Here is a 15,842-nt window from a genome sequence, read left to right on the forward strand (position 1 = left end):
AAATCTCATGTTAAAACTTATTGCTATTGTTGGAACAAATTCAAAACGTTCTACAAACCGCCAATTGCTTCAATACATGCAAAAACACTTTGCTGAAAAAGCTGAAATTGAACTTGTTGAAATTAAAGACATTCCTGTCTTCAATAAACCAGCTGACAAGCAAGTGCCTGCTGAAATTTTAGAAATTGCTGCTAAAATTGAAGAGGCAGATGGCGTTATTATCGGTACTCCTGAGTATGACCACTCTATCCCAGCTGTTTTGATGAGCGCTCTTGCTTGGTTGTCATACGGTATTTACCCACTTTTGAACAAACCAATCATGATTACTGGTGCTTCTTACGGCACGCTTGGTTCATCACGTGCCCAATTACAACTTCGCCAAATCTTGAATGCTCCAGAAATTAAAGCAAGTGTCCTTCCAGATGAATTCTTGCTTTCACATTCTCTTCAAGCTTTCAACCCAAGTGGAGACCTAGTAGATCTTGATGTGATCAAAAAACTGGATGCTACTTTTGACGACTACCGTATCTTTGTAAAAATCACAGAAAAATTGCGCAATGCACAAGAATTACTTCGCAAAGATGCTGAAGACTTTGACTGGGAAAATTTGTAAGATAGGAGACCAAAAAGAATGAAATTTGTTGGACTTGTAGGATCAAACTACGATCAATCATATAACCGTAAACTCTTGGAATTCATCCGTCGTCACTTCAAACTCAAATTTGAATTAGAAGTTCTTGAAATTGACGAAGTTCCAATGTTTAACCAAGACGAAAAATGGGACGAAAGTTTCCAATTACGTTATTTATATAACAAAATTACACGTGCTGATGGTGTTATCATCGCTACTCCTGAGCACAACCACACAATCTCAGCTTCCCTAAAATCTGTTCTTGAATGGCTTTCATATGAAGTTCATCCATTTGAAAACAAACCAGTCATGATTGTGGGTGCTTCTTACTATGACCAAGGTACTTCACGTGCCCAAGTTCACCTTCGTAAGATTCTTGACGCTCCAGGTGTCAATGCCTACACACTTCCAGGAAATGAATTCCTTCTTGGTAAAGCCAAAGAAGCTTTTGATGTTAATGGGAATATCATAAATGAAGGAACTGTTAATTTCCTTGAAACATGCTTGGACAACTTTGTAAAATATGTGGGAGTCGTTTCAAAATTGAAAAAACCAAAACCAATTGAACCAGAAGATTTATATTGTACAAATTCAATTGCAACTACCATCCAAGGTGTTGACCCAGATGATCCTGAATGGGTAGAAAAAGCTGCTGAACTTGTTGGAGCTGTTTCTGGAGATACTTACGTTAAATTAGACCACGGTATCTTGACAGTTAACCAAATTGACATGTTCTTGAAAGCAATGCCATTTGAATTGACATTTGCAGATGATAACAATCAATTCTTGTACTTTAATAACGCTCACCAAGACCCAGATACAATGTTTGGTAAACGTGTCCGTGCTCAATCAGGAAATAGATTAGGGACAGTACACGGTACATTGCCAGATTCTAGAATGAAAAATGTTGAATGGGTTGTCGGTGTATTGCGTAACGGAGATCAAGAATATGTCCGTACAATTGTGCCAGGAACACCTGAAGGTGTTATTAATACCCATAATTACCAAGCAATGTACTATCCAGATGGCTCATATGCTGGAATTAATGAGATTATCTTTAATTTCCAACCATGGCTTGATTGGTACCTCAATACAACTGGTCAACGTCTAGTTGGTGGAAATGCTGCAGCTCCTGCTGGAGGACATGGCGGAGCAGATGCCACATCTGGAGCTTCTGATGCAGGTGATGCTGGAGGTCACGGTGGTGGCGCTGACGCTACATCTGGAGCAAGTAACTAATCATTTTAGGAACCATCTTGGTTCCTTTTTTAGCTAAAAAAGACTAGCAGTTTGTGTCTGCTAGTCTTTTGGTTATTATTTTATCTATCCTTGTTAAAAGAAAGAATATTTATTATGAATTTGGGTCATTGAGACTACGACCATGTAAACCTTTTTCACGTTGAACTTGGCGTAGTTTTTCTGGTGTAACATCATTTCCTTCTTCGTCCACAATTTTGATTCCCTCAATATGGTGACGAACAGAGCGACGATAACCTTCGATGTACTCCTCACGTAGTTTAGCTTGTTCCACTTTTTCTTCTGGTGTCAAGCCTTCTGCTTTTTTCTTTTTAGAAAGCTCGTTGATACGATCAATTTTTTTCTGATCCATTTCTTCTCCTTTGTGATAAGATAAAGTCCGTTTATCAAATTTTATTTAGTGTTAATTTGGTTAAAACGTGCAAGTTTAGCTGCTTTTTTAGTTAAATGAGACAAGATAGCCAAGCGATTTTGACGAACAGCCTGATCTTCTGCCATTACCATGGTATTCTCAAAGAAAGCATCAATGACTGGGCTAAGAGCAAAGAGTTGTTTCAATTGCTGACTGGCAGTCTCTGACAAAATGAGTGATTCTACTGCTTCTGCCAAGGCTTTCTCTTCTTCACTCTCAAAGAGAGCTGAATCAACTGTGGCAACTCCTTCTGCTTTCTCAGCCAAGTTAAAGGCTCGAGAAAGTGATTCAACAGATGGTTTGAAGTCATCTTCCTTGCTTGCTTCTACGAGAGCACTTGCTGCTTCCAACATATCCGCCACAACAAAGTTTGATCCTGCAAGAACGGCTTCCTTGATATCTTTTGGAGTAGAACCCATCATCTTATCAACACGAGCCTTGATAAAGTCCATAACTTCAGCTTTATTTTCATAAGTCAAGCTGTCAAATTTCAATGCATAAAGGCTATCAATCAGCTCGTCCATAGCAATGTGCCAACCAAAGGCATCCAAGATACGAACCACACCTTGAGTCGCGCGACGAAGAGCATACGGGTCATTAGAACCTGATGGAATCAAACCAACTGAGAAGAAACTCAAAATCGTATCCAATTTGTCTGCAATAGCTAGAATGGCTCCAACCTTGCTCTCTGGAAGTTCTCCTTCGGCTGATGTAGGCATGTAGTGTTCACGAATAGCAGCTGCCACCACTGGAGTTTCCCCAGCAAGAAGGGCATATTTCTCCCCCATAATTCCTTGGAGCTCGTCAAATTCACCAACCATACCTGTCAACAAGTCAAACTTGTAAATGGCTGCTGCACGAGCAAGGTCAACTGTTTCATCCACTGACAAGCCAGCTTTTTCTGCCAAGAGAATAGCAATCTGACCCGTACGAATCATGTGTTCACGAAGGGAACCAATTTTCTCATGGAAGGTGACATTGTTTAATTTTTCAACAAGGTCTGAAATAACCAATTTTTGGTCTTCACGCCAGAAGAATTCTCCGTCTTCCAAGCGGGCTACCAAGACTTTTTCATTTCCTTTGATGACATTTTCCAAATGCTCTGCATTTCCATTACGAACAGAAATGAAGTTTGGCAAGAGTTTACCATCTTGATCACGGACAACAAAGTAACGTTGGTGTTCTTTCATCGAAGTTACCAAGACTTCTTCTGGAACCTCAAGGTATTTGGCATCAAAACTTCCCATAAAGGCAGTTGGGTATTCAACCAAGTTCAAGACTTCATTAAGCAAATCAGCATCAATTTCGATACGTACACCATGCTCAGCTTCGATTGCCTTGATTTGGTCAACAATCATTTGCTCACGTTCACGTGGATCTGCGATTACAAACTGCTTACGAAGGTCTTCTTCATAGCTCAATGCTGACTGAATTTTGGTTTCTTTCCCCAAGAAACGATGACCACGGCTCACACGATCACCCTTGATATCAAGGAAATCCAAATCAAACTCTTCTTCATCTAAAAGAACAGTTAAAGTGTGAACAGGGCGGATGTATTCAAAGGTGTTGTTAGCCCAGTGCATGCTGACAGGGAAAGTCAAGGACTTCAAGACATCTACAACACCAGGAACAATGGCTTCAACTGCTTGACCAATTTCTTCCTTCGTGACATAGACATATTCTTCACCCTTGATTTCACGGAATTCGATATCTTCAACAGTCAATCCTTTTCCACGAACAAATCCTTGAGCTGCTTTTGTGAAGTTTCCATCACTATCCAAGGCAATTTTCTTTGCTGGCCCCTTAAAATCTTCTGTCAAATCAGACTGTTTGTCTGCAAGACCAGTTACACGAACAGCCAAACGACGTGGTGTTGAGAAGGTTTGAATAGCTTCAAAAGACAAGCGATTTTCCTTAAGGAAAGCTGCCATTTTTTCGCCTAGTTGTTTTTCACTTGGTGTGACAACATAGGCTGGTAATTCTTCAAGACCGAGTTCTACTAATAAGTTTTTTGTCATGTTTTTTCTCCGAAAAATATCTTTTTATTTTCCAGTTTGCCTTATGTGATTGGCACGCAAGCAACCAACTTCGTTGTTTCATTGCTAAAATTGGAGCCAAAAGTCTCCAATTTTGCCTAGTATCCTTAGTTTCACTAAGGATACCTTCATCACTACGGCAACTGGCTCAGGGCTCACTCTGTTCGCCCATTTTCGTAATTTGTCACTCTCTTTATTCTGCGTCTTCTGCTAAGAGTTTAGCTCGTGTTTCTTCATCTAAAAGTGGGTAGCCTAGGCGTTTGCGTTCTGCGACAAAGGTTTTGGCTACAACACGGGCCAAGTTACGGATACGAGCGATATAGCCTGCACGCTCGGTTACGGATACAGCACCACGCGCATCAAGTAGGTTAAAGGTATGTGAACATTTGAGAACATAGTCATAGGCAGGGTGAACCAAACCTTCTTCCAAGGCGCGACCAGCTTCTTTTTCAAACTTATCAAAGTTTTCAAGCAACATTTCTTGATCCGAAATTTCAAATGAATATTTTGAGTGTTCGTACTCAGGCTGGATGAAGATTTCTCCGTATTTTACACCATCAGCCCATTCAATATCATAGACAGAATCCACTTCCTGAATATAAGAAGCCAAGCGTTCCAAACCATAGGTAACTTCAGCTGTCACAGGGCCAGTTGCCAGTCCACCGACTTGTTGGAAATAAGTGAACTGAGTGATTTCCATCCCATCAAGCCAAACTTCCCAACCAAGACCAGCTGAACCAGTTGATGGGTTTTCCCAGTTGTCCTCAACAAAACGAATATCGTGTTCCAAAGGATTGATTCCCAATTTTTCCAAAGACTCAAGATAAAGTTCTTGGATGTTTGATGGAGATGGCTTCATGACAACCTGGAATTGGTGGTGTTGGTAGAGACGGTTAGGATTTTCTCCGTAACGACCATCAGCAGGACGACGTGATGGCTCTACATACGCTGCATTCCATGGCTCAGGTCCGATAGCACGAAGGAAAGTGTAAGGACTCATGGTTCCCGCACCTTTTTCATTATCATAAGCCTGCATAAGCATACAACCTTGGTCATTCCAAAATTGTTGCAAAGTCAAAATAATTTCTTGAAATGTTAATTTCTTAGACATTGTTTTCTCCTTTTTATATAAATTACTTGCGACACGAGTCTGCCTCGTCGATCATACGAGGCAAGACGAGTTAGTACTGCGTTATTAAAAATGTAATATAAAAAAATATAATAACTCTTTCTACAAACTGCTATCACTTCTAGCTGAATTACACAGTTTTTAATAATTAAAATAAAATTTTAACTTCCTAACAGTAGATTAAAAAATTTGCAAAGCTTTATATAACCCTCTGTGAACTTGTATATTTTCTTTAAAATTAAAACGTGCAGATTCATTCTCATATTTAAATATACTACGGGTTCTCACTGAAGGAACATTACCAATAATACTAAATTCAAACAAAATTTTTAATACTAGCTCAGCTCCCCTATTTTTAAGTTCACCTTTGGAAACTTTCTGATCATAGATATTTACAAACTCCTTCGGATGAAAAGTTTGTTTTCTAATCGTAGAAAGAATTGCAAATATTTCCTCATACTCAGGTAGTACAGAATAAATTTCATCTATAATTTCTTGTCTCATATATTCAGAAAACGAAGAATCTGCATCCTTGATATCATTAGGAGAAATTTTCACATTCTTCTTTTTATCTGCAATTTTAGAAGCTTCTTTCAAAAATTTGACTACATCTCTTGGACGATGATGAGTACTTCGTAAAATATAGTCAATAGCTCTCATTTTAACAGTTTTTCTCTTACCCATCTTTATATCACCTGGTAATGCTATCTGATGCCAAGCCTGAATAAAATTTTTACTTTTTTTTGTTGTCAATGCATCAATACGCAACTGGATTAAATCTTGTAATTTCTCCGGGCTCCATTCTAAGTTAATTAAATAATCACTCCACTTATTTTTATCAGAATAATTTATTCTTTGAAAAATATCCGATCTAAGAAAGACTATAGGATAAATTAATAGTCCCTCATCTTTAAAAATATTGCGAGTTTCATTTATAGCTTTAAAAAGACCTGTAACAAGTGCAAAATAATCTTTTTCTTCTTCGGAGCTAGTAAAATCTTTATATTCTTCATCAAGTTCATCAAAAATCACATAATATTTCGAAGCAGAAGTAACATTTTCTAAAATTACATTTTCAAGAATATCTACAATATCAATCCACTCTAGCTCATGCTTCTCTCTACTTGTAGCAATATTTAATCCTGTGCTAAGAACTTGAAAACCAAATTCTTTAACAGTTATTTTAGGAATTAGATCTTTTAAATTTTCACTTCTTTTCTTTGCCGGAAAAAGTTTAACTAAATTATCTCTAATATTTGAATCTATATTGTTATCCCTCACCATTTGTTTACAAATAGAAACATATATTAGATACTTCCAAAATGTGATATACTGGCTAGGATTCGGATACCTGTTATCACTATAATTATAGATTGTATTAAAAGGAAAATTTTTAAAAGATAACTTATCAGCGTATGCTCCGGCCCCAACATTCTTGTAAATAAAAGTTGCAATAGCTGTTTTTCCTTCGCCCTTTCTACCAATAATCATGTACTTTTCACCACTCAGAACACTAGCTGTTTCTTCAGTATGGTAAAAATATTTAATATCTTCTTCTTTAGCATCAAGTTTCCACTCATTATCTAATTTCTTCAACAACGGTAAATTTTCATTATTCATCTTAACAACCTCAACAAAAAGAACCGAATTTCAACACCCAAGCCTTGCGACTAGGGGCGTCAGAAACGCGGTTCCACCCTAATTTATTACTTCATTGTTTTTGAAAATACTACAGAAAGCGCCAGTTCCTTATTTTGCACTACTTGGCTCCCACTATCCCAAGCTCGCTTGAAGAACGCCATAAGACTTTCTTTCCTGCAGACTATTATATCAAAAATTAGAACAATGTACAATTCTTTTTATGATTTTCTAGAAATCCATATCATCAACTCGTGGAGCACCAGACTGAACAGCAATCACTTTTAAGGTTTCACGTTCCTCATGATTCAGTTCAATTTCAAAACAATCAAGATTAGCCTGAATACGAGACGCTGTGACAGATTTTGGAAGGGGTAAAAATCCTTCTGCTAAGCTCCATGCCAAGGCTATCTGAGCAACAGACTTTCCGTGATTTTCAGCTATTTCTTGCACTTGCTTGTTATCAAACAGTTCTCCCTGACCAAAAGGTCCCCAAGCTTCCAATAAAATTCCTTTTTCTCGACAGTAATCTACGACTTCCTCTTGATACACACCTGGAGCCAAACGAACTTGATTGACCGCTGGAAGAATTTTTGCTGTTTCAAGCAAGGCATCCAAATGATGAGGAAGGAAATTACTAACTCCAATAGCACGGATTTTACCTTCTAGGTAAAGATCCTCCATCGCTCTCCAAACTTCTGAATTTCGGATTTTCCAGTGGTTATTTTCTCTGAGTGGTTTTGGATTTGGCCAATGAATCAAATACAAATCCAAATATTCCAAGCCCAGCTTCTCTAAAGACTCTTCAAAAGCCTGACGAGCTTGCTCATAGTTGTGATTTGTATTCCACAATTTACTGGTTACAAAAATTTCCTCACGCGGAACGCCACTATCTTGAATAGCACGACCAACGCTTTCTTCATTTTTATAAATAGCTGCCGTATCGATATGGCGATAGCCTGCCTTTAAAGCCTCTAGGACAGCTTGATAGGCAATCTCTCCATTTTCAGCTTTCCAGGTTCCAAATCCTAGAACTGGAATTGTAACGTCATTGTTTAAAATATAAGATTTCATTTTTTTCCTTTCTAAACTAGAAGAAAATCCAAAGAGGCAAATTTTCAAGGAAAACTTTTCTCTTTAGATTTTGTGTATTATTGATTGCGATCGTAATATAGCTGATGAGCTTTGAGACGGGAATCTAACAAATCTGGAATTGTCACAAAGTCATAACCCTGACCTTTCAAATAGTCAATGACCTTTGGTAAAGCATTCACTGTTTCAGTATGGATATCATGCATGAGAATAATTGAACCATTCTTGACTTCACGCTGAATTTCTGTCAAAATAGATGCTTCATTTTTATTCTTCCAGTCCAGACTATCTACATCCCACATAATAAAGCTCAAATCTAAGCTATTGCGAATGTCGTCTGTAATGGCTCCATAAGGCGGACGCATGAGTTTGGAACTAGAACCCAACACTTTAGTTAGCGCATCCTCAGTATCAGTAATTTGTTTTTTAGCTTCATCAAGGGAAAGTTTTGAAAGCACTGGATGACTCCAACTATGGTTTCCAATAACATGGCCATCCGATTTCATACGTTTCAAAATCTCTTCATTTCCAGAAACATTCTTACCTAGCACAAAGAAAGTTGCCTTGATACCATACTTAGAAAGAGTATCTAATGCTTGATTTGTCGTTGCAGGATTTGGTCCATCATCAAAAGTCAAGGCTACTACTTTACGATTTTTCTTTTCATAATAAGCCTTATATAGCTCTGCATCCTTATCTAATAAATAAGAGGACTGAATAACTTCAAAGAAACTAGATACTGGCAAGGCAATCTCGTCTAGATTTTCAACTGACTGACTTGGATAAAGGATAATCTGACTATCCTTGTAATCAAAATTCCATGCAGACAAGTCTTGGTCAGAGAAACCTTTAACAAGCTGATCGATCTTTTCTTGCTCCAATTTCTTGTCCTGTAAGAAAGAAGTCAGTTCTTTTATCAGTTTCTCTTTGGCCTTACTAGCATCTGAAAATAATTGATCAAGTGTAAAAGGTTTACCATCTTCTGTCAAATGTATTTTTGCCAGACTAGTTTTTTCAGTCTCTTCAACTTTTGACGAAGTTAAATCATAGACTTGTTTCATCACACTTCGGTTGACAATCCCTTTTAAAGTCGAATCCTGTTTCTCCGTATAATAAAAAACCAGATTTTCCTTGTCTTCCAGATTTTCCTTAATATCCTGTGTCATGATTTCTTTTACAGATGAAATGACTTGCTCCCCTTGGAGAGGATAGTAGGTAATCACTTCGGCTTGTCCCTTACGAAAATGATCCTTCTGATTCCCCTCACTCAATTGATCATCTTTCTCTTTTTTAAGCGATTCAATCTTTTGTTCAAAACTATGTTTTGTGTATATTTTGTATCCAATTATTGAACCAAGGACACAAATACTTACTGAGAAGATAGCTACTAGGACTATTAGACTCATTCTTATCTTATCGTGATTCTCACGCTTTGCTCTACTTTTATCCATAAGACCATCATATCAAATTCAAGCTATAATTTCAATGATTTTAGAGGAAATAGTATATTAAAAAGAGAGGAAGTCCCCTCTTAAGATTTTATTTGACTGCTTCTTTCAAAGCATCTACCTTATCCAAACGTTCCCATGGAAGATCAATATCTGTACGTCCCATGTGTCCATAAGCCGCTGTTTGACGGTAAATTGGACGCTTGAGGTCCAGCATTTGGATAATCCCTGCAGGGCGAAGATCAAAGATTTGACGCGCTGCTTTTTCAAGCTTACTTTCAGCTACTGTTCCTGTACCGAAAGTATCGATACGAACAGAAACAGGTTGCGAAACACCGATAGCATAGGCCAACTGCACTTCTGCTTTCTTAGCAAGACCTGCTGCAACGATATTCTTGGCAATATAGCGAGCTGCATATGACGCAGAACGGTCCACCTTAGTCGCATCTTTACCAGAGAAAGCACCACCACCGTGACGAGAGTAGCCACCATAAGTATCTACGATAATCTTACGACCAGTCAAACCTGAGTCTCCTTGAGGTCCACCAATTACAAAACGACCAGTAGGATTGATGAAGAATTTTGTTTGCTCATCCAAGTAAGAAGCTGGAATAACCTCTTTGATAACCTTGTTAATGACATCATTGTGAATTTGTTCGTTGCTGACTTCTGGATCGTGCTGAGTTGAAATAACAACTGTGTCCACACGTACTGGACGGTCATTTTCATCATACTCAACTGTAACTTGTGATTTAGCATCTGGGCGAAGATAGCTAATTTCCCCAGACTTACGAAGTTCTGCCAAACGACGAACTAATTTATGACTGAGTGAGATTGGCAATGGCATGAGCTCTTCTGTTTCATCCACTGCAAAACCAAACATGAGACCTTGGTCTCCAGCACCAATTAAGTCCAGCGGATCTTGATCTGCATTTCCACGAACCTCCAAGGCTTCGTTAACACCTTGGGCAATGTCAGGAGATTGTTCCACCAAAGATGGATGTACTCCTACAGTCTCAGCAGAAAAACCATATTCTGTATTAGTGTAGCCAATCTCTGCAATGGTATCACGAACCACACGGTTAATATCCACATAAGCATTTGTAGATATTTCACCAAAAACATGGACTGAACCAGTATATACAGCTGTCTCAGCAGCAACGTGCGCCTCTGGATCCTTGGCTAAAATAGCATCCAAAATCGCATCTGAAATTTGGTCTGCAATCTTATCTGGATGCCCCTCAGATACAGATTCAGACGTGAATAATTTACGTTCTGACATAAAAATGTCCCCCCTTAAAAATAGTGTTATAGAGTTACAAAGTACTGATAGGAAATTTCTTAGTGCTGAATACCTACCATCTTATCGGGACTATATAACTTTATCATTATACCATTTTTAAACGCAATTTGCAGTCTTTAATGTAGTGTTTCTGTATAGATAGTTCGTTCTCATAAATAAAAAAAGTTGGAGGTCAGTACTCCAACAATTACTATTAAAATGTTTGACGTTTTGCTTTACGCTCTGCACGGCCACGAGCACGATTTTCAGCGCGTTTGGTTTTGCGGCGTTTTTCATCAACCGCCCATTTAATTTTCTTCTTATAACCCGGTTTGACTTTTTTCTTTTTCTTTTTAACCAAACCAATCATTTCGATATCAAGTTTATCTTGTTTTTTCTCACGGTTGGCACGACGATCACGGTCATAAGTATCTTGAAATTCCCCGTCTTTGACCATCTTAGGAGTAAACTTGATTCCCAATTTCTCCAACTCACGGATATCCGAGTCATCACTTGGCTGGTAAAGGGTAATAGCTGTACCTGGTAGGCCATTGCGTCCGGTACGACCAACACGGTGCACGAAGAAGGATAAGTCTTGCGGAATGGCATCATTGATGATATGGCTGACACCTTCAATGTCAATTCCACGCGCTGCCAAGTCTGTTGCGACAATATACTCGAAATCCAGATTTTTCACCTGATTCATGATTCGCTTACGTTCACGAGGGGCAATATCCCCATGGATTTTTGCAACCTTCAAGCCTTGAGCAGTCAGATATGAATGCAATTCATCAGCACGCGTTTTAGTGTTAACAAAAATCATTGCCAAATAAGGCTGCATCAACTGAGTCAACTGATAAATTTGAGCATTCTTGTCACGTCCCTTAGTAGAAATCAACCAATTATCAATGGTATCAGAAATGACCGTTTTGGTCTTGATTTTCTCCATGACAGGATTTGACAAGTATTTTTTCAAGAATGGTTGCAACTTTTGTGGAATAGTCGCTGAGAAGACCATGAATTGCAGGTCTTTTGGAAGGCTGCCAGCAATCTTATCAACAGTTTCCAAGAATCCCATATCCAAGGTCATGTCTGCCTCATCGACTACAAAGGTCTTGGCCTTGTGAATAGCTAGGTCACCAGATTTAACTAAGTCATAGATACGGCCAGGCGTTCCGATAACAATATGAGGCTGGTTACTTGCCAATTTGTCAATCTGGCGAGCCTTATCTGTACCACCCACATAATTAACCACACGAATTTCTACCTCTGAGTGGGCTGCAATCTGACGGGCTGCTTGGTAAATTTGAGTAGCTAATTCACGGCTCGGTGCAGTAATGACTGCTTGAACACTATCGCTGGCTTCATCTAATTGCTGGAAAATCGGCAATAGGAAAGTGTGAGTCTTACCCGAACCTGTTTTTGATTCACCGACTAGGTCACGACCTGCCAAAACAATAGGAATCAACTTGTCTTGTACCTCTGTTGGAGTTGTAAATTTCAACTCCTCCAAGGCTTCACTAATATATTTTTTAAATTGAAATTTCGTAAATGACATAATATCCTCGATTCTATCTATCTTATCAATTATACCATATTTTATTCCATTTCAGTAGTCTCACTCATAGAGCTTACTTTCAGTAGTTCATCTAATCAGAAAAAGGCTGGAATGTGTGAATCCCAACCTCTTTTCAGTTATTATTTCCAGTTTAAAATAGCATTCAAGCCATAGTGATCACTCACTTGTGGACTCTTGTTACCATCAAATACGACATGTAAATTTTCCACCGCTAACTCCTTGGTAGTAAAAACATAGTCGATTCGAAGGGGTTCTGTGTTCCCCTTCCAGCCATCAATTTCTGGTGGAACAGTATAGCTACCACTTTTATCTTGAGCAACTTCAAATGCGTCTTGTAAGCTTAATGGACTAGCTAAAATAGCTTGGTAACCTTCCTGACCAGCTGGGTTGTTGAAATCTCCAGCTAGTAAAAGTGGCTTGTTCAATTCTTTCAAGACAGCCTCAAATCGTGCCCATTCTTCTTGGAAACCTTTATCCCACCAAGAAAGGTGGACACTTGCAACTGCAAGCTCCTTACCATCAACTACAGTTTCAGCCAGGGCGACACGGCGAGTATGATAGTCTGTTGGATCATCCACATCTGAAACCAAAATTTCTCTTGCTTCAATAGGTGTTTTAGACAAGATAGCCACACCTTCATGGTAGCGATCATAACCGATATGGTTATAGGCCCAAGTCCAGTAGTAATCTTTTCCTTGCTCTGACAACTTTTCAACCAAAAGTCTAACATAATGGTCTTGATGAATAGGCTCAGCAGCTGGCAAAGCTTGATAAAGGTCATTAACCTCCACCTCTGGCGAAGTAATCTCCTGATTGATTTCTTGGAAACATATCAAATCATAGTCTTTATCAAGAATATCTTCAATCAAGAGCTGGAATTTTTCCTCGGCTTCTTTTTCCATCCAGCTATGAGTATTGAGTGTTAAAAATTTCATGCTTTTCTCCCAAAACAAGAGGTTGGAAAACAGCTTCCAACCTCAAGTGTATTACAATTCTACTTTAGCAACTGCTGTTTTAGCTGCAAGAGAACCTGTTTGTTCTAATTTAACTGATTTAATAGCTTCAGCATTTGTGAAGACAACTACTGTAGAAGTTTCACGACCTGCTGCACGGATAGCATCCAAGTCAGCTGTGACAAGAAGATCACCTGCTGCAACTTTTTGTCCTTCAGCTACATGAACAGTAAATGGTTTTCCTTCAAGACTTACTGTGTCCAAACCAATGTGAACAAGTACTTCAAGACCTGCTTCAGTCACAAGACCAAGAGCATGTTTTGTAGGGAAGATGCTTGATACAGTACCTGAAACTGGAGATACAATGTTTCCATTTGCAGGTTCTACAGCAAATCCGTCACCCATCATTTTTTGAGCAAATACTGGATCTTTTACTTGTTCCAAAGCAACAACTTGACCGTCAGCTACTGAGTAAACTTCCTCTGTTACACCTTTGTAGTGTACAGTGTTTTGTTGTGCTTCTGTCATTTGACTTGGAAGAGTTTCAGGAATGATTTCACCTGAATCAAGGATATCTTGGATATCAGATTTCAATACGTCTGCTTTTGGACCGTAGATAGCTTGAACTCCTTGTCCTTTCATGACAAGACCCATAGCTCCTTCTGCTTTCCATTGTTCTGCATCACCGACTTTGTCAGCATCTTTTACAGTTACACGAAGACGAGTCATACATGCATCAACATCAACGATGTTTGCACGTCCACCAAGAAGGTTGATAATGTTTACAGCTTGAGAACCTGCTGCAACTTTCACTTCACTGCTAGCTTCTTCTGAACCTTCAGCAGTTTCGTAGTTTCCGTTACGTCCTGGAGTTGCGTAGTTGAATTTTTGAATCATGAAGTTTGCGATAAAGTACATGATTACGGCAAAGAGAACAGTTACCCAGATAAAGTTAACAATATCCATACCAATACCAGCGCTAATCGCAATAGGTGTACGAGTCAAGAACTCGATTGAACCGAATGAGTGCATACGTAGGTTTACTACATCAGACATAGCGAAGGCCGCACCTTGAACAAGTGAGTAAACAAGGTACATAGGTGTTGCTACAAACATGAACATGTATTCGATTGGTTCAGTAACCCCTGTCAAGAATGTTGCAAGAGCTGTCGCAATCATCATACCTTTATATTGATGTTTCTTATCAGCATCGACATTACGGTAGATAGCCACAATCACACCCATCAAGATACCGAACGAACCGATCATTTGTCCAACTTTGAAACGAGCTGGGTGAACAGTATCTAACAATTGTTGGTAGTGACTTGCATCTGTACCTTTAAGGTTAACAAGGTCTGTTACCCATGCAAGCCAAAGTGGATCTTGACCAAATACTTGGCTACCTTTTGCTGCACCAGTTAAGACTTCATAAGTACCACCAAGAGCTGTGTAGTTCATTGGGATAGTCAACATGTGGTGAAGACCAAATGGCAAGAGCAAGCGTTCCAATGTACCATACAAGAATGGTGCAAGGATTGGAGCAGTTTCTTGTGAGTTAGCAATCCAGATACCAAAGCTATTGATACCAGTTTGCACAAGTGGCCAGAAAGCTGAAAGTACGATTGCAGCAATTACTGAACGAAGAATAACTACAAACGGTACAAAACGTTTTCCGTTAAAGAATGAAAGTGCATCAGGAAGCTTACGGAAGTTGTAGTATTTGTTGTAAGCAGTTGCTCCAATAAAACCAGAAATAATCCCTACGAAGACACCCATGTTAAGTGCTGGAGCTTCCATAACACTAATGAAGTAATCAGCAACTTTGATTGATCCACCAAAGAGAGTTGTTACCATAGCTTCTGGATTTTTCAACATATCTCCTGATACGCCAAAGATTGTACCAGTGATACGATTGATTAGGACAAAGGCAAGACCTGCCGCAAACGCACCACCAGCGCGTTCCTTAGCCCAGCTTCCTCCAATAGCGAGGGCAAACAAGATATGAAGGTTAACGATGACTCCCCAACCGATTTGCTCTAGTACACCACCAGTAGTAACGAGTGGGGCAAAGTTAGGGTTGATCATCACAAGTGACTTACCGATTGAAATCATCAAACCAGCAGCCGGCATAACCGCGATAACCACCATCAAAGCCTTACCGAATTTTTGCCAAAACTCGAAAGACAAGACATTTTTGAATGTATCTTTCATCATTCAAATCTCCTTTATTTTTATTTAGGCAAACGTTTTACGAAAACGTTTGCACTTTCTATAATTCAATTATACCACTTTAATTTTTTTTGTAAAGGCTTTTATAAAAAAAAGTAGACTTTTTTCTAAAATTTTTGTAGTAAAAAAGGAGATATTAAAATCTCCTCAAATATA

General features: G+C 38.9%; 12 protein-coding genes. 2 read left to right on the top strand and 10 right to left on the bottom strand.

The features are described from left to right. The first annotated feature begins 7 nt into the window (after positions 1 to 7). Positions 8 to 613: an NADPH-dependent FMN reductase gene (locus K1I71_RS00900; RefSeq protein ID WP_060805371.1), complete on the top strand. Its 606-nt coding sequence runs from the start codon at positions 8 to 10 to the stop codon at positions 611 to 613. Between the two features lie 18 nt (positions 614 to 631). Further along, the gene (locus tag K1I71_RS00905; protein ID WP_223329936.1) at positions 632 to 1,870 is read left to right on the top strand and encodes an NAD(P)H-dependent oxidoreductase; all 1,239 of its coding nucleotides are present in this window, start codon (positions 632 to 634) and stop codon (positions 1,868 to 1,870) included. Between the two features lie 112 nt (positions 1,871 to 1,982). Here K1I71_RS00905 and K1I71_RS00910 read toward each other — a convergent pair whose 3' ends face one another. The 10 genes from K1I71_RS00910 to K1I71_RS00955 all read right to left on the bottom strand — a co-directional run bounded on the left by K1I71_RS00910 (position 1,983) and on the right by K1I71_RS00955 (position 15,671). Further along, positions 1,983 to 2,240 (bottom strand): DUF896 family protein, encoded by a 258-nt coding sequence (locus K1I71_RS00910; RefSeq protein ID WP_223329937.1) that lies wholly within the window; start codon positions 2,238 to 2,240, stop codon positions 1,983 to 1,985. A 41-nt stretch (positions 2,241 to 2,281) separates the two neighbouring features. Further along, positions 2,282 to 4,318 (bottom strand): glycine--tRNA ligase subunit beta, encoded by a 2,037-nt coding sequence (gene glyS / locus K1I71_RS00915; protein ID WP_223329938.1) that lies wholly within the window; start codon positions 4,316 to 4,318, stop codon positions 2,282 to 2,284. A 211-nt stretch (positions 4,319 to 4,529) separates the two neighbouring features. Further along, on the bottom strand, positions 4,530 to 5,447 hold the full coding sequence (gene glyQ, locus K1I71_RS00920) for a glycine--tRNA ligase subunit alpha (protein ID WP_000038736.1): 918 nt from the start codon (positions 5,445 to 5,447) through the stop codon (positions 4,530 to 4,532). A gap of 198 nt (positions 5,448 to 5,645) precedes the next feature. Continuing rightward, the gene (locus K1I71_RS00925) at positions 5,646 to 7,085 is read right to left on the bottom strand and encodes a P-loop ATPase, Sll1717 family (protein ID WP_223329939.1); all 1,440 of its coding nucleotides are present in this window, start codon (positions 7,083 to 7,085) and stop codon (positions 5,646 to 5,648) included. A gap of 249 nt (positions 7,086 to 7,334) precedes the next feature. Continuing rightward, positions 7,335 to 8,177, bottom strand: a complete 843-nt coding sequence (locus K1I71_RS00930) for an aldo/keto reductase (protein ID WP_223329940.1) — start codon at positions 8,175 to 8,177, stop codon at positions 7,335 to 7,337. Between the two features lie 77 nt (positions 8,178 to 8,254). Beyond that, positions 8,255 to 9,646 carry a peptidoglycan-N-acetylglucosamine deacetylase PgdA gene (pgdA, locus tag K1I71_RS00935; RefSeq protein ID WP_223329941.1) on the bottom strand — a complete coding sequence of 464 codons (1,392 nt, stop codon included), beginning with the start codon at positions 9,644 to 9,646 and terminating at the stop codon, positions 8,255 to 8,257. Positions 9,647 to 9,734: 88 nt separating this feature from the next. Next, complete coding sequence (gene metK / locus K1I71_RS00940) at positions 9,735 to 10,925, bottom strand: methionine adenosyltransferase (RefSeq protein ID WP_223329942.1); 1,191 nt, start codon at positions 10,923 to 10,925, stop codon at positions 9,735 to 9,737. A 214-nt stretch (positions 10,926 to 11,139) separates the two neighbouring features. Beyond that, positions 11,140 to 12,483, bottom strand: coding sequence for a DEAD/DEAH box helicase (locus K1I71_RS00945; protein WP_223329943.1), 1,344 nt, complete (start codon positions 12,481 to 12,483; stop codon positions 11,140 to 11,142). A gap of 140 nt (positions 12,484 to 12,623) precedes the next feature. Then, complete coding sequence (locus K1I71_RS00950; protein WP_223329944.1) at positions 12,624 to 13,439, bottom strand: endonuclease/exonuclease/phosphatase family protein; 816 nt, start codon at positions 13,437 to 13,439, stop codon at positions 12,624 to 12,626. A gap of 51 nt (positions 13,440 to 13,490) precedes the next feature. Then, positions 13,491 to 15,671: a PTS transporter subunit IIBC gene (locus tag K1I71_RS00955; protein WP_084819648.1), complete on the bottom strand. Its 2,181-nt coding sequence runs from the start codon at positions 15,669 to 15,671 to the stop codon at positions 13,491 to 13,493. Positions 15,672 to 15,842: the final 171 nt, after the last annotated feature.

This window comes from Streptococcus mitis, assembly GCF_019929545.1.
GTDB lineage: Bacteria > Bacillota > Bacilli > Lactobacillales > Streptococcaceae > Streptococcus > Streptococcus mitis_BU.

What these genes read in the sequence shown, in the direction of transcription:
- K1I71_RS00900 (WP_060805371.1), top strand. Translation starts at nt 8, where the DNA reads ATGTTAAAACTTATTGCTATTGTTGGAACAAATTCAAAACGTTCTACA.
- K1I71_RS00905 (WP_223329936.1), top strand. Translation starts at nt 632, where the DNA reads ATGAAATTTGTTGGACTTGTAGGATCAAACTACGATCAATCATATAAC.
- K1I71_RS00910 (WP_223329937.1), bottom strand. Translation starts at nt 2,240, where the DNA reads ATGGATCAGAAAAAAATTGATCGTATCAACGAGCTTTCTAAAAAGAAA.
- glyS (WP_223329938.1), bottom strand. Translation starts at nt 4,318, where the DNA reads ATGACAAAAAACTTATTAGTAGAACTCGGTCTTGAAGAATTACCAGCC.
- glyQ (WP_000038736.1), bottom strand. Translation starts at nt 5,447, where the DNA reads ATGTCTAAGAAATTAACATTTCAAGAAATTATTTTGACTTTGCAACAA.
- K1I71_RS00925 (WP_223329939.1), bottom strand. Translation starts at nt 7,085, where the DNA reads ATGAATAATGAAAATTTACCGTTGTTGAAGAAATTAGATAATGAGTGG.
- K1I71_RS00930 (WP_223329940.1), bottom strand. Translation starts at nt 8,177, where the DNA reads ATGAAATCTTATATTTTAAACAATGACGTTACAATTCCAGTTCTAGGA.
- pgdA (WP_223329941.1), bottom strand. Translation starts at nt 9,646, where the DNA reads ATGGATAAAAGTAGAGCAAAGCGTGAGAATCACGATAAGATAAGAATG.
- metK (WP_223329942.1), bottom strand. Translation starts at nt 10,925, where the DNA reads ATGTCAGAACGTAAATTATTCACGTCTGAATCTGTATCTGAGGGGCAT.
- K1I71_RS00945 (WP_223329943.1), bottom strand. Translation starts at nt 12,483, where the DNA reads ATGTCATTTACGAAATTTCAATTTAAAAAATATATTAGTGAAGCCTTG.
- K1I71_RS00950 (WP_223329944.1), bottom strand. Translation starts at nt 13,439, where the DNA reads ATGAAATTTTTAACACTCAATACTCATAGCTGGATGGAAAAAGAAGCC.
- K1I71_RS00955 (WP_084819648.1), bottom strand. Translation starts at nt 15,671, where the DNA reads ATGATGAAAGATACATTCAAAAATGTCTTGTCTTTCGAGTTTTGGCAA.